The sequence below is a fragment of the Acidovorax sp. GW821-FHT10A04 genome, from assembly GCF_059415825.1.
Map to the genome: position 1 here is coordinate 20,264 of NZ_JBWKNZ010000019.1, position 14,036 is coordinate 34,299.

General features: G+C 69.6%; 13 protein-coding genes. 4 read left to right on the forward strand and 9 right to left on the reverse strand.

Features of this window, described 5'->3' with window-relative positions; all coding sequences use genetic code 11:
• Positions 1 to 47: 47 nt before the first annotated feature.
• Positions 48 to 2,540, forward strand: a complete 2,493-nt coding sequence (locus tag AC07PF_RS29100) for an AAA family ATPase (protein WP_494614229.1) — start codon at positions 48 to 50, stop codon at positions 2,538 to 2,540.
• Positions 2,541 to 2,651: 111 nt separating this feature from the next.
• Here AC07PF_RS29100 and AC07PF_RS29105 read toward each other — a convergent pair whose 3' ends face one another.
• Entirely contained in the window at positions 2,652 to 3,551 is a 900-nt protein-coding gene (locus tag AC07PF_RS29105; RefSeq protein WP_494614230.1) for an alpha/beta fold hydrolase, read from the reverse strand.
• Between the two features lie 157 nt (positions 3,552 to 3,708).
• Between AC07PF_RS29105 and AC07PF_RS29110 the strand changes: the two genes are divergently transcribed.
• Complete coding sequence (locus tag AC07PF_RS29110) at positions 3,709 to 4,167, forward strand: RrF2 family transcriptional regulator (protein ID WP_494614231.1); 459 nt, start codon at positions 3,709 to 3,711, stop codon at positions 4,165 to 4,167.
• Positions 4,168 to 4,195: 28 nt separating this feature from the next.
• Here AC07PF_RS29110 and AC07PF_RS29115 read toward each other — a convergent pair whose 3' ends face one another.
• Positions 4,196 to 4,564, reverse strand: coding sequence for a hypothetical protein (locus AC07PF_RS29115; RefSeq protein ID WP_494614232.1), 369 nt, complete (start codon positions 4,562 to 4,564; stop codon positions 4,196 to 4,198).
• 101 nt (positions 4,565 to 4,665) lie between these two features.
• Here AC07PF_RS29115 and AC07PF_RS29120 point away from each other — a divergent pair, with 101 nt between their 5' ends.
• Positions 4,666 to 5,838, forward strand: coding sequence for an ABC transporter substrate-binding protein (locus tag AC07PF_RS29120; protein ID WP_494614233.1), 1,173 nt, complete (start codon positions 4,666 to 4,668; stop codon positions 5,836 to 5,838).
• 176 nt (positions 5,839 to 6,014) lie between these two features.
• Here the strand turns inward: AC07PF_RS29120 and AC07PF_RS29125 are convergent, their stop codons facing one another.
• Entirely contained in the window at positions 6,015 to 6,677 is a 663-nt protein-coding gene (locus tag AC07PF_RS29125; RefSeq protein WP_494614234.1) for a glutathione S-transferase family protein, read from the reverse strand.
• 60 nt (positions 6,678 to 6,737) lie between these two features.
• Positions 6,738 to 7,448 carry a hypothetical protein gene (locus AC07PF_RS29130; RefSeq protein ID WP_494614235.1) on the reverse strand — a complete coding sequence of 237 codons (711 nt, stop codon included), beginning with the start codon at positions 7,446 to 7,448 and terminating at the stop codon, positions 6,738 to 6,740.
• A gap of 312 nt (positions 7,449 to 7,760) precedes the next feature.
• Between AC07PF_RS29130 and AC07PF_RS29135 the strand changes: the two genes are divergently transcribed.
• Positions 7,761 to 8,009: a hypothetical protein gene (locus AC07PF_RS29135; protein WP_007856835.1), complete on the forward strand. Its 249-nt coding sequence runs from the start codon at positions 7,761 to 7,763 to the stop codon at positions 8,007 to 8,009.
• 48 nt (positions 8,010 to 8,057) lie between these two features.
• On the opposite strand, the gene AC07PF_RS29140 is transcribed toward AC07PF_RS29135, so the two are convergent.
• The 5 genes from AC07PF_RS29140 to AC07PF_RS29160 all read right to left on the reverse strand — a co-directional run bounded on the left by AC07PF_RS29140 (position 8,058) and on the right by AC07PF_RS29160 (position 14,031).
• Positions 8,058 to 8,339 carry a hypothetical protein gene (locus tag AC07PF_RS29140; protein WP_494614236.1) on the reverse strand — a complete coding sequence of 94 codons (282 nt, stop codon included), beginning with the start codon at positions 8,337 to 8,339 and terminating at the stop codon, positions 8,058 to 8,060.
• 120 nt (positions 8,340 to 8,459) lie between these two features.
• Positions 8,460 to 9,434, reverse strand: a complete 975-nt coding sequence (locus tag AC07PF_RS29145; RefSeq protein ID WP_007856837.1) for an alpha/beta fold hydrolase — start codon at positions 9,432 to 9,434, stop codon at positions 8,460 to 8,462.
• Between the two features lie 53 nt (positions 9,435 to 9,487).
• Positions 9,488 to 10,651 carry an ABC transporter substrate-binding protein gene (locus tag AC07PF_RS29150; RefSeq protein ID WP_494614237.1) on the reverse strand — a complete coding sequence of 388 codons (1,164 nt, stop codon included), beginning with the start codon at positions 10,649 to 10,651 and terminating at the stop codon, positions 9,488 to 9,490.
• A 73-nt stretch (positions 10,652 to 10,724) separates the two neighbouring features.
• Entirely contained in the window at positions 10,725 to 12,881 is a 2,157-nt protein-coding gene (locus AC07PF_RS29155) for a D-(-)-3-hydroxybutyrate oligomer hydrolase (RefSeq protein ID WP_494614238.1), read from the reverse strand.
• Positions 12,882 to 12,957: 76 nt separating this feature from the next.
• On the reverse strand, positions 12,958 to 14,031 hold the full coding sequence (locus AC07PF_RS29160; RefSeq protein WP_007856840.1) for a branched-chain amino acid ABC transporter permease: 1,074 nt from the start codon (positions 14,029 to 14,031) through the stop codon (positions 12,958 to 12,960).
• Positions 14,032 to 14,036 lie beyond the last annotated feature (5 nt).

Below are 14,036 nucleotides of genomic sequence, written 5' to 3' on the forward strand. Positions count from 1 at the left end.
CTGTTTTTCGTTGGCTCCCCTGCCCCGTTTCCGAATTGCCGTCCCCCATGCCCGCATCCGCCCGCGCCCTGTCTGCACACCAACTGCGGCTGATCATCGACCCCGCCACGCTGGGCTTTGCCAGCACGGCCGAACTCACCGGCCTGCCCCTGCCCTGGATCGGCCAGGAGCGCGCCGAGGCCGCCGCCCGCTTCGGCCTGGCCATGCAGCAGCCCGACTACCACCTCTTCGTGCTCGGTGACGTGGGCAGCGGCCGCGCGTCGCTGCTGCACCAGGCCATGCTGGCCGAGGCGGCACGGCGCCCCGTGCCCCCCGACCTGTGCTACCTGCACGACTTCGATGCACCCGCCCGCCCGCGCGCGCTGCGCCTGCCCGCAGGCCAGGGCCGCCTGCTGCGCCAGGCCCTGGCCGACATGGGCACGCGCCTGGAGGCCGAGGTGCCGCAGCACCTGGCCAACCCCACCTTCCTGGCCGATGCAGCGCGCGTGGAGCAGCGCTGGCAGGCGCAGGAGAGCGACGCCCTGGCCGTGCTCGACGCCTTTGCGCTGGCGCGCCAGCTGCGCCTGGTGCGCAACAACGGACAGATGGCCATCACCCCCCTGGGCCCGCGGGGCCAGCCGCTCAGCGAGGCCGAGGCGCGCGTACTGCCGCCCGAGCGCCGCGCCACCATCGCACGCGACGAGGACGCGCTGCGCGCCGAGATCGACCGCTTCGCCCAGGCCATGCACCCGCTGGAGCGTGAACGCGATGCCGCGCTGGCCGCCCTGCGCCGCGCCGTGGTGCAGCCGCTGGTGCAGCAGGCGCTGCACGGCGCCCGCCAGATCGCCCCGGAGGCCACACGCCTGACCCAGTGGCTGGACCAGGTGGAACGCGCCCTGCTGGACAGCATCGACCTGCTGGAGCCCTACTACGGCGACAACGAAGCCGATGCCGAAGCCGATCGCAAGGACGACTTGGACGCGCTGCTGGCCCGCTGCCGCGTGAACCTGGCAGTGGACAACGGCGGGCGCAGCGGCGCCCCCGTGATCGTGGAGGACAACCCGCAGCAGCGCAGCCTGATGGGCAGCATCGACCATGGCGCCAATGCCGACGATGCCGACCCCGGGCAGGCGGACGTATCGGCCATCCATGCCGGCAGCCTGCTGCGCACACACGGCGGCTTCATCCTGCTGCACCTGCAGGACCTGGCCGCCGAAGAAGGCCTGTGGCCGCGCGTGCGCCGCTTTCTGCGCAGCCGCCGGCTGCAGATCAGCGACGATGCGGGCGGCAGTGGCGCAGGCGCAGGCGGCGGGGCACCGGCCGGCCTGCAGCCCGAGCCGGTGGAAGTGGATGTGAAGATCGTGCTCGTCGGCTCGGTGGACGAGTACTACGCCCTGCAGGACAACGACCCCGAGGCCGCGCGCCGCTTTCGCGTGAAGGTGGACTTTGCCGACCGCTTCATCGCCACACCGGCCACGCACCGGGCCACGGCCACCTTCGTGGCGCAGTGCTGCGCGCAGCGCGGCCTGCCGCATTTCGGTCCCGAGGCCGTGGCCCTGCTGATCGAGCAAAGCCACCGCGAGGCCGACGACCAGGGCCGCCAGAGTGCCCGCTTCGCCCAGGCCGAGGCGCTGGTGATCGAGAGCGCGGCCCAGTGCCGCCTGCGCGCCCCCACCGATTCCACGGCATTGGTGCAGGCCGCTGATGTGCAGGCGGCCCTGGCCGCCCAGCGCCTGCGCCACAACCAGACCGAGGAAGAGCTGCACCAGACCCTGGCCGAAGGCGAGTGCCTCATCAGCCTTACCGGCCAGGCCGTGGGCCAGGTCAACGCCCTGTCGCAGATCGACCTCACGGACTACCGCTTCGGCTTTCCGGTGCGCATCACGGCACGCAGCTTCGCGGGGCAGGACGGGCTGCTCAACATCGACCGCGAGGTCCACATGTCCGGCCCCATCCACGACAAGGGCGTGCTCATCCTGCACGGCTACCTCACGGCCCTGTTCAGCCACGTGGCACCGCTGGCGCTCAACGCCTCCATCGTGTTCGAGCAGGAGTACAGCGGCGTCGAGGGCGACTCGGCCTCGTGCGCCGAGCTGTATGCGCTGCTGTCCAGCCTGTCAGGCCTGCCGCTGCGCCAGGGCATCGCGGTGACAGGCGCGCTCAACCAGCATGGCGAGGTGCTGCCCGTGGGCGGCATCAACGAAAAGATCGAGGGCTGGTTCCAGGCCTGCGCCGCCGCCGGGCTCGACGGCACACAGGGCGCACTCATCCCGGCGCGCAACCAGCGCCACCTGATGCTGTCGCGCCCCATCCTCGATGCGGTGGAGCGCGGCCTGTTCCACGTCTACACCGTGCAGCACGTGAGCGAGGGCCTCGCCCTGCTGACGGGCGAGGCATCGGGCATGGGCCCGGGCGCGGTGCTGGCGGCCGATGCCGCCGACGACGTGACCCACACCGTGCTCAGCCGCGCCGAGCAGACCCTGCGCGCCTACCGGCGGGCCTGCCAGAGTGCGGGGCATACCCGGGCCGGGCGCGCGGGCAGAGGCCGGCGCAGAGACTGAGTCGGTGGCCTATGTCGGCCGGCGGCCCAGTGCCTTCCAGATGCCGCCTTCGCGCAGCAGGTGGTAGTACAGCAGCAGGCGCGCTTGTCGTTCAAAAGCGTGGAGCCACGCCTACAGCGACCGCAGAAAGCCGAGGAGTTCCTCGTTCACGCGCGCGGGCGCTTCCTGTGGCAGCCAGTGGCCGGCCCCGGCGATGGTGTGCGAGCCGCGCAGCCGGGGCACCAGGCCTGGCATGGCCGCGATGAGGTCTGCCATGCCGGGCATGGCAAGCCCCGTGTCGCGCTCGCCCACCAGGTACAGCGCAGGGACTTCCACGCGCAAGCCGTCGAAGGCAGCGTCCAGCGCCCAGTTGCGGTCGAGGTTGCGGTAGTAGCTGAGACCGCCGCCAAAGCCGCTGGCCTGGAACGCCTGCACGAAGCCATCGAAATCCGCGGGCTCAAGCCAGCTGGGCAGCGCAACGGGCTCGGGCAGCGTGGCCAGCAGCCCGCCGTCACGGGGCAACATGCCGAAGGGGTTGGGCGTGCGCGGGTCGCTGCGCGGGCCGGCTTCGCCGCTGGCGGCGAAATAGATTCGGCGCAGCGCCGTGGCTACGTCAACTTCGAGTTCGCGTTCGGCCACGCCTGCCTGGGCAAAGTAGTGCACGTAGAACCAGGCGTGCGCGCTCTGTGGGAAGAGCTGGCTCGGCGCCATGGGTGCGCGCCCCATCATGGGCACGCCCAGGGCAGCCACAGCGCGAAACCGGTCGGGCCGCAGCCGTGCGGCCTGCCAGGCAATGGTGGCACCCCAGTCATTGCCCACCAGCACGGCCTGCTGCTCACCCAATTGCTCGACCAACGCGACCAAGTCGCCCACGGCATCGAGCACGGTGTAGGCGTCCACCGCCTGCGGCCGATCGCTGCCACCAAAACCCCGCATGTCGGGCGCAACGGCGCGGTATCCTGCCGCCGCCAGGGCCGGCAACTGGTGACGCCAGGCATGGGCCGTTTCAGGAAAGCCGTGGCACAGCAGCACCAGCGGGCCCTGCCCCTGCTCGGCAACCCGCAGGCGCAGGCCGTTGGCCGTTGGCCGTTGGCCTGCAGCATTCGATAATTGGGTAAGGTCATGGTTCCTGGTTTTTCAACGAACAAGCTCAAGCAAAGCGTAACTCATTGAGTTACACAAAGTCAAGATGCCCCAAGACACCCGGCTTGCACGGCTCGTGCACGTGCTGCTGCACATGCACCTGCATGGCGGCACGACAACCTCCGAAACCATCGCGCAGATGCTGCACACCAATCCCGTCGTCGTGCGCCGCACGATGGCAGGCCTGCGCGAGGCGGGCCATGTGGTGTCGACCGGGGGCCGCGGAGGCGGCTGGTCGCTGGCGGCGAACTTCGACATGCTCACGGTAGCCGACGTCTACCGCGCCATGGAGCCCTCACGCCCATTTGCCTTCGGCCCCGCTTCCGACAATGCAGCGTGTCCCGTCGAAGCCGTCGCCAACCGTTTTCTGGCACAGGCCATGGACATGGCAGAGCACGCGCTGCTGACCGAGCTGGCTGGCAAGCGCCTGCTGGAACTGGCCGAAGAACTGCGTCCTCCGCTCCCTGCGCCGGCCAAGAGAGCGGCGCCGCGCAGCAAAGGCTAGAACGACCCCATACCGCCCTGGAATGCCCCTACCGGCGGTCGGTCCCCGGCGCATGGTTCGTTCGCAACCACTCGCAGGTAGGGTCGCCCACCAGTTCCGTCTGCAGGTGCACGGTGGCGCTCATACCGTCGAGCCCCGACAGGCGTTGCTCGAACTTGGCGAGCCGTTCGGCCCGGTCCCACTCCACGGCCTTGAATGATGCGCCGAAGCGGATGGCGCGAAACAGAGCGGCGCTCGGGCGCAAGCACGCGCGGGTGGCCCATGCGCCGCGGCAGGTCAGCGGACAGTCTCCAATGTGACGATTTGTGACTGCCTGCCCGTGTTTTCCCGCAAGCCCCGGGCCGGCCTGCGCTTGATACTGGCCCTGCCGTCGATGGAGCCGTGCGCGCGCATGCATGCTGTCTGGTTGGTTGCCTGCTTGTCCGTTGGCTGGTCGTTTGCTGCACAGCAGGCCCCGTCGAGGCCCACACCTACAAGACCGACAGGAGACAACGCCGCATGCCCACCCACCACCCCGCGCCGCTGGCGCGACCACCGTCCCCTGCACCCACGCGCCGCCGCGTGCTGTCCTGCGCCGCCGCGGCGACCACCGTGGCCCTGCCCGGCTGGGCACTGGCCCAGCAGGCCGAGCCCTGGCGCATCGGGCAAACCGCAGCGCTCACGGGGCCGCTGGCGTTCCCGTTCGTGGAGATGAACAAGGGCATTGCCGCGGCCTTCCAGGAGGTCAACGAGCGCGGCGGCATCGACGGGCGGCGCCTGCAGTTCGCCAGCGCCGACGATGGCGGCGATCCGGCCAAGGCCGGCGCCAATGCGAAGAAGCTGCTGGAGGAGGACAAGGTCTTCGCCCTGCTGTCCTGCGGCGGCACCACCAGCGTGATGGGTGCGCTGCCCGTGGCCATGGCGGCCAAGGTGCCGGTGATCGCGCCCGGCACGGGCTCAGACGCGCTGCGGCCGTTCAACCCCCTGGTGTTCCATGCGCGCGCAAGCTATGCGCAGGAGCTCCACAAGATCGTGCAGCAACTGGGCTCCACCGGCTTCACCAAGTGTGCGGTGGCCTACATCGACAACCCCTTCGGCAAGGCCACGCTCGCGGCCTTCGACGCGGCGGCCAAGGTGCACAACAACAAGGACTGGAAGGCCTTCCTGCTGCCCGAGACCGAGGAGGGCGTGGCGCGCACGGTGGACGAGATCACGGCCTGGCAGCCCACGGCATTGATCTCGCTGGCCGTGGGGGCCGTGGGCATCCCGTTCTACAAGGCGCTGCGCCAGCGCGTGAAGGCGCCTGCGTTCTCGATCTCGTTCCTGGGCTCGCGGCCGCTGCTGGCGGCGCTGGGCGAATCGGCGCGCGGCATCACCGTGGCGCAGGTCGCGCCCAACCCCGACAACGTGGCCAAGCCCATCGTCAAGGCCTACCGCGATGCGCTCAAGGCCCACGCCGCCGGGGTCGAGCCGGGCTATTCTTCGCTGGAAGGCTACCTGAGCGCGCGCCTGATGATCGAGGCCCTGCGCCGCGCGGGCCGCACCGCATCGCGCGAAAAACTCATCGAGGCCCTGCACAGCATGCGCCCCTACGACATGGGCGGCTTCGAGCTGCGCTATGGCCCGCAGGACCACAACGGCACGGACTTCGTGGAGCTGTCCTACTTCAACGGAGAGCGGTTCCGGCGCTGAAGTGAAGCACCCCCTGAGTCGCTTCGCGCCTTCCCCCCTCTCTCGACTCGCTGCGCGAGTCGGGAGGGGGACGCCCCCGGTGCGGCGGGGCGGCCCTTGCACGGGAGCACTGGCCTTGGCCGTGCCAGTTTCGTGCTGCGTGGATAGCGCGCAACGCCATGAGCAGCTGACACGAATCAGTTGGGCGCCTGGCTCGCAGTGAACACCGCCAACTGGTCCGCGAACGCGCGCTGGTAGGCGGGCCGTGCCTCGCCCCGCGCTATGTAGGCGAGCAGGCTGGGCTGCTCGCCCAGCAATGGCGAGGCATCGCCCAGGCGGCGCAGCACGGTCACCATCAGCAGGTCGCCGGCGCTGAAGGTGTTGCCGTCCAGCCAGTCGGCTTCGCCCAGGCGCTGCGCCAGCTCGGCCAGGCGCACGCGCACTCGGTCTTCGAGCAGGGGCTGGCGCTGGGCGTACCAGGGCTTGTCCTGCTCCAGAATCTTCGCGGCGCCCCATTCGACGATGGGCGGCTCCACCGTGTTGAGCGCGGCAAACATCCACATGATGGCGCGCGAACGCGCGTGGGCCTCGGCCGGCAGCAGGCCCGCATGGCTCTCGGCAATGTGCAGCACGATGGCGCCGGTCTCGAACAGCGCCAGGCTGCCTTCCTCGTAGGTGGGTATCTGCCCGAAGGGATGCAGCGCGCGGTGCGCGGGCGCCTTCATCTGTGCGAACGACACCAATCGCGTCCCGTAGGGCTGCCCCACCTCTTCCAGCGCCCAGCGCACGCGCATGTCGCGCGCCAGGCCCCGGCCGCGGTCGGGGGATCGTTCGAAGGCGGTGATGGTGGTCGCTGGCATCAAGGCGCTCCTTCTGGTGTGCCGGGCCATTGTGCGCCCCTGCTGGCCCGGTGCGCCGCCTCAGAAGTGGTAGGCGACGCGTGCCGTGAACATGTTGCCGCGCTGCCGATAGGTCTTGCCGTAGAGGTAGGCGGCCTGCCAGCCGATCTCGCCCTGCCCGGTCTGGATGCTCCCGAACAGCGCCGGGCCCGCACGGTGCGACTGCCGCCCGGCCGGCGCCCAGCGGTCCCACTCGCCCAGCTCGCCAAAGCCCTGCGCGCCGAAGTGCAGGCCCGGCTTCCAGCGGTGGCGCACCTGCCACTGGTACTTGAGCTGCGTGGGCTGTTGCGAAAAGCCACCATAGCCCTTTTCGGCGAACACATTGGCGTTCAGTTGCGTGCGGCCGATGTCGGTCTGCAAAGCCGGTCCGAACTCCAGCGTGTGCCCCTCCCCCACATGCCTGGGCGCCGACACCATCGTATGGATGGCCAGGTCGAAAGGGACTTCGCCCTGGGTCAGCAGCAGGTCGTTCTGCCAGTTCCAGCTGGACAGCGTGGTCGGCATGTCCGACGCGGTGATCCAGCTGGCGATGACCGCGCTGTACCAGCGGCTGTTGACGTTCCAGCCCAGGCCGACCTCGGGCCACTTGGCCAGTGCGGAGCCACGCGACGCCACGGTCCAGTAGCGGAAATCAATGGTCCGCACGCCGGGATTGCTGTACGCCGTGACCACGTAGTAGCCCGGGTCCGCGAACGCGGCCCCGCCGGCCAGGGCCGCAAGGATACACAGCACGCGAAGAATCGAGCAGGACAACAGGCGCCTTTCCAGAAGATCAGGCCGGTGGGGGAGTCTCCCCCCGTGAACAGAGGACAGTCCATTGTGCGGGCGCTCCACCTTGTGGTCGAGGACTGTTGGTTGAGCACAGGGCCACTGCGTTGCAAATGCGAACATCGTCCCCAGGCAGAAAGGCCAGGCAAGTGCATGCCCGGCCGCCCGGGGCAGCGGCTTCGTAGGACATCGCCGCTTGTTGGCCCGCGTGCAGCGCGTTTGGGCACCGGCGTGGTTAGGATGGGCCATCGTCTTCAACCCACCACGAATTGACCTATGCGCGCGATCGGCCTGCCCTGGCCTCCCAACCTCCAGATTGCCGGATCGACCTATCTCGTCAGGCCGCTCACGCTGGCTGCACCGGCGAACGTGCCGGACCGCGTCTTCATCTTCGAGGAGGACGGCTCGCCCGTCCTCACTGTGCGCCGTGAATGGGCCAGCTACCCCGAGGCGCTCTACACCGCAGAGCAAAAGCTCCGGGAGTTTCTGGCGCCGTCTCCGGTCGACGTGTTCGGCACCGCCTGAGCTATGGCCCGGAGCCTGGCGCGGCCAGCGCGCCAGGCCCGCCCCCGGTCAGCCCGCTGGCCAATCCTCCACCGCTTCGCGCTCTATGCCGCGCGACATGCAGCACTGGTGCAGTTCACTGGTGGCCAGCATGCCCTGCTGCAGGGGGTAGGTGACGCGCACCACCAGGCACTCGTTTTCCTGCGCCGACAGGATTTCGCCCACCCGGCCCATGCCAAGCGCCGTCCAGAGCTGCAGTGCGCCCAGGGCATCCGTGTTGGCGTGGGCGAATCGCCCCTGGGCTGTCTTGCGAGCGCGGGTGAATTTGAAGGTTTCGGATCGGGTACGCATCGGCTTGGGCAGGGCAGTGACAGCAGGGTGGGGAAACCGCCCCATGGTGTCCTGCCCGTGCGCCAATGCGTGTAGGTGAACAGCCCAAGTTGCATCCTGCGCGCCGTCCAGCCATCGCCCTCAGGGCCACTGCAGGCGTGTGGGCGCCCGGTACTGCGAGCGCGGCAGCGCATTCGCGGCAGGCCCTCCGGCGGTGCGCACCAGCACCGGCTCTGCGGGCCCCGGGTCCTGCACCCCGTGCACGAAGAAGCGGTCCACCAGCGCATAGTGCTCGGGCACATTCAAGGCCGGCGCGTGGCCGCAGCCGGGCACCTCGATCACGCGCGCCTGGCCGCGCGCGCCGGGGCCGCGCGTGAGCATCTCGATGGTGGTCTCGCGCAGCACCAGGTCGGAGTCCTCGCCGCGCAGGCACAGCACGGGAATGTCGAGCGCGTCGTAGTGGTCCCAGATCAGGTAGTCGTTGGCGTGGTGGGTGAACTGCTGCACCATGGCCGGGTCGTAGTGCGGCGTCACCCGGCCATCGGGCAGGCGGCGCGTGCTGGTCTCGGTCAGCCGGCGCCACTGCGCATCGCTGAGCCAGCCATAGGGCTGGTAGACCTGGCGGAAGAAGGCCTCCAGCTCTGCCACCGTATCGAACGCGGGCGGCTGGCCGGCGTAGGCCTTGATGCGCCCGAGCGCATCGTCGGCCAGGCGCGGCGCGTTGTCGTTGAGCAGCAGGCTGCGGATGCGGCCCTTGAGCTGTGGCTCGAACAGGCCCGACGCACACACCGTGCCGATGGCCCCGCCCATCGAGGTGCCCACCCAGTGCGCCTGCGCGATGCCCAGCGCATCGAACAGATCGGCCACGACGCGCGCGTAAAAGCGCAGCTGGTACTCCTCGGCCGGCTGGCGCGCCCACTGGCTCAGGCCCCGGCCGATGGTGTCGGGGCAGATGACCCGGTAGCGCGGCGCCAGGTGGGCGGCCAGGTCGTCCATGTCGCGGCCGGTGCGGGCCAGCCCATGCCAGGCCACCACCACCGGGGCATCGGGCGCGCCCCATTCGGTGTAGTGGATTTCATAGCCGGCGCAGGTGGCGTAGCGCGATAACGGGGTCATGGTGGACAACCTTGTGAGTCAGTGGATGGGACGGCGCAGTCGATGGACTGCCCCTATTTCATAAGTCGGCCGTTGGCGCCGATGACGGTGACTTCAACGTAGCGCGAGCCGATGCGGTTGGTGGGGGAATAGCCCAGGCTGATGCCGCCCAGGTCGTAGTTCTGCAGGGATTCGAGCGCCTTGACCACCTTGGTGCGCGTGGGTGCTGGGCCGGCGCGGCGCAGGGCCTCGACCAGCACCTTGGCGCCCAGGAACTGCTCGAAGCTGGTGTAGTTGACCTCGGCCTGCGGCGCGTACTTCTTGAGCAGGGTCTGGTACTCGCGCACCACGGGCAGTTGCGGGCGGAAGGGGTAGGGCACCACCTGGCTGATGCCCAGACCATGCGCGTTCTTCAGGCCGGCGAGCTTGACCAGCTCGGTCGGGTCCACCACCGAGATGTTGTACAGCTGCGCGCCGCCGCCCTGCTCGCGGTAGCGCTGGATGAAGGCGGCCGCAGGCTTGTTGATGGCAATCATGATCACGGCATGCACGTCGGCGGCCTTGATGGCCTTGACCGCGTCGTCCACCTTGTCGGTGTTGCGCTCGTAGCCGGCGGAGACGACAAGCTTCAGGTTGCGCCGCGCCAGCGCCGCCTCCACCCCTGCCAGGCCGGCCTTGCCGAAGCCATCGTCCTGGTACATCACGGCCACGCGGTTCATGCCCAGCGTGGTGAGCTGCTGCACCATGTGCTCGGCCTCGTCGCCATAGCCCGCGCGCACGTGGAAGATCCAGGGGTTGAACGGGCTGCGCAGCGACTCGCCACCCGTGTAGGGCGCCACCAGGGCGGCCCCGCCCTGCTCCAGCACGCCATCGGCCAGCAGCTGGGTGATGTTGGCGGTGCCGGCAAAACCGTAGAGCGCCACCACTTCGGGTTTGGCCAGCATCTCGCGCGTCAGGCGCACGGTGTCGGGCACCTTGTAGCCATCGTCCACCACCCACTGGCGAATGGTGGCGCCATGCACGCCGCCCTGGGCGTTGATGGCGTCGAAGTAGATCTTGCCGCCCAGCACCATCTGCGCGCCGGTGCTGGCCAGCACGCCCGACAGCGGCGCCACCTGGCCGACCACCAGCTCGGCGCCGCGCAGCTGCGCCGCCGCCGGCAGCGCCAGCAGCCCCGCCATCGCCAGCACCGCGAGTGCCGCGCCCATGCGGCGGCCCCATGTGATCCATGTGTTCATGTGCATCCTTTGTGCCGCCGGGCGCGGCAACGCGCCCTGGCAGCTTTGTTGTTGTGGTGGTGGGTGGTCGTTCTTATTCGGGGATGGCAATGGCTCCGGCTGCCGTCACGGCGATGGCATTGCCAGCGGCAGGCACATCGGCCAGCGGCGGCACGTTGGCGGCGGTGATGGCCGGGGCGCTGCCCGGCGTGCCGCCGCGCGGCACGGTGCGCACCACCTGGCTCGCCGGCAGCGCCTTGCCGCTGGCCAGGTGGTCGTACACGGCGTCGAGCGCGCGGTTCAGGTACACGTGCAGCGGCACGTATCGCGTGTCGTAACCGGGCAGCACCGTGGGCAGGCCGATGAAGCTGTCGAAGTGCTGGGCATTGGCCACCTCCACATAGCTGAGCTTGCTGGCCGCGCCCTCCACGCGCTTGTTGAGCGCGGTGTAGGGGCGCGAGGTGTGGCTCACGGGCAAGAGCGCATCGGCCCGGCCGTGCACGATGATGGCCGGCTTGCCGCGCAGGTTGCCATTGCGGCGCGTTTCATCGACACCGGCCTGCAGCTTGCGCGCCGCGGCATCGCTGCCGGTGACCAGGTTGCGCAGGCACATCGCGCCCTCGGTGTTCCAGTCGAAGGCGCCGCCGTCGGCCACCGACAAGAAGTCGCGCGCAGGCCCCTGCTTGGCGCGGTTGTTGATGAGCTGCACGCCGCCAGCGGGCGGCACGCCATTGCCGGTGGCGAACATGCCGGCCAGCGCGGTGGGGGGCGCCAGCGGCGTGACGGCACCGGCGGTCGTCGCCCCGGCATAGCTGAAGCCGCACAGGTGGTCCTGCACGCTGGCGCGCGAGAGCGAATTGGCAAAGGTCACGGCAACGGCCGGCGCCACCTCGAAGGCGGCGAGCGAGGCATGCAGGTCGTTGGACTCGGGCTCCCAGCCATAGTCACGCAGCTTGCGCAGCGACTCCTCGGCCTGGCCCGCCGTGGTGTCGGCCGTGAGCAGGCCGCGTGCGCGCAGCGCCGCGCAGCGCCCCGGCGCGATGGGCAGGGCCGTGCCGGCAAAGCCGGCGGCAAAGGCCGCTGCATACGGGCTGGTGCTGACCGAGGGCGCCAGCGAGGCGCAGGCCTGGTACAGGTTGGCCTGGGTGGTGTAGTCGATCAGCGGGCGGCCCGTGACGGCAATCTGCGTGCTGCCGCGCTGCACCGTGACACCCGGGTTGGCCGGCAGTTCCACCGCAGGCTCGGACACGGCCACGCCGCTGATCAGGCCCTGGGTATCGAGCTCGGCCGCGGCAATCGCCGCGCCGCCGCCGTTGGAAATGCTGGACGCGATGACGATGGTGTTGCCCGGCGTCAGCGACTTGATGCGCTGGCCCGACACGGTGAGCGAGCCATAGCGCTCGTTGAGCACGTAGTAGCCGAACTCCACCGCCTGCAGCGTGGTCGTGCCCCAGTCCTTCTCGGCGTTCTGGCCCGAGTGCGCATGCTTGAAGGCGAAGCGGTTGGGCGTGGCGGCGTTGAAAGCCGCGAGCTGCGCGGGCGTGAGGTTGGCGTTGAAGGCCGCGTTCTTGCCGGCTGCCGCCGCCGTGGTGCGCGTGCCGTCGATCAGCGGCACGGTGTCGTTCTGCAGGTCGTGCGGGGCGGCGCCCGTGCCCTTGTCCGAATAGGCCACGGCACAGCCGCGCTTGAGGCCCCACTCGCCCGTGGAAATGCCGCCGTACACGCCGCGCGAGCCCGATGCGGTGGCCGTGATCATGCACGGCCGCGCGGGGTTGAAGCTGTCGGGTACCTGCACCATCAAGGTCACGTTCTGGCGGCCGCTGCCGTCGTCGGCGTAGGCGATGTACTCGGTGCCGGGCACCTTGCCATCGCCCGTGGTCACGCGGCCCTGGGCGTCCACATTGGGGCCGTAGAGCGTGCCGTAGCCGCCGGCCGCGGTCATGTCCAGCATGGCGCGGTAGTTGTTGTAGATGGCGGCGCGGCGCAGCTCGGCGCCCGTGGGTTTGGTCGCATCGGCATAGGCAGGTGGCGTGGCCGAAGCCAGGCCGCTGGCGCCCAGGCCGGCGGTGAGAAGGTCGTTGCCGGTGCCGTCGTAGCGGGTCTCGGTGATGCTGCCCAGGTAGGCCGGGCGCAGATTGGTACCGCCGCCCGATCCGCTGTCACCGCCCCCGCCGCCACAGGCTGCGAGCACGGCGGCGGACACGGCCAGCATCGCGGTTCTTTGCGTCGTCTTTTTCTTCAGGCTTGTCATTGCGTTTGTCTCCGAGTTGTGTTTTTCTGAACTTCTGGAACGCAGCTTTACCCTGGCCGGCTTGCGGACCCGGCCCTCACGCCGCCTTGCGCGCTGCTGCCGCGCGCAGGCGCCCCACCACACCGGTGGGGAAGTAATAGACGGACAAAACGAACAGCACGCCCAGCCACAGCAGCCAGCGGTCGGGCGAGAGCAGCGCCGACAGCCAGGGCAGGCCCGAGGCGGCCTCGCTGCCAAGGCGCAGCAGGTCCTGCAGGTAGCTTTGCGCCACCAGGAACAGCACGGCACCGATGGCCGAGCCATAGATCGTGCCCATGCCGCCGATGACGACGATGAGCAGGCAGTCCATCATGATCTCGAACGACAGCGACGTATCCGGCCCGTTGTAGCGCAGCCAGAGCGCGAGCATGGCGCCCGCGCAGCAGGCGAACAGGGCCGACAGCACGCTCGACGTGGTGCGGTACACCACCACGCGGTAGCCGATGGCCTCGGCGCGGAACTCGTTCTCGCGGATCGCCTGCAACACCCGGCCGAAGGGCGAATTCACGATGCGCAGCAGCGCCAGCACCAGCGCCACGGCCACCACGAAGAGCAGGTAGTAGCACAGCAGCCGCCCATCGAGCGTGACACCCAAAAAAGGCTCGTCGAAGGGCTCGAAGCTCGGCGACAGGATCTCGGGCACCTTGAAGGTCAGGCCGTCCTCGCCGCCCGTGATGTCCGATAGCTGCGAGGCCAGCGTCTGGAACGCGGCCGCCACGGCCAGCGTGATCATGGCGAAGAAAATGGCGCGCACGCGCAGCGAGAACAGCCCCACCGCCAGCGACAGCAGCAGCGAGAGCACCAGCGCCCCACCCAGGCCCACGGCCAGCGCCGACCAGGTCGGCCCCATGCGCGTGGTGGCCACCGCGATGCCGTAGGCCCCGATGCCGAAGAACATGGTGTGCGCAAAGCTCACGATGCCGGTGTAGCCCAGCAGCAGGTCGAAACTGGCGACCAGCACCACGAAGATCAGCACCTTGGCCGCCACGGACAGCGCCTTGACGCCAGGGAACAGGAAGGGCGCGAACGCCAGCCCCAGGAAGATGGCCACGAGGATCGCCGCCAGCACCTTGCTGCGCGGGTAGTCGCCGGAGAGAAGTCGGTTCAGCATGTCTT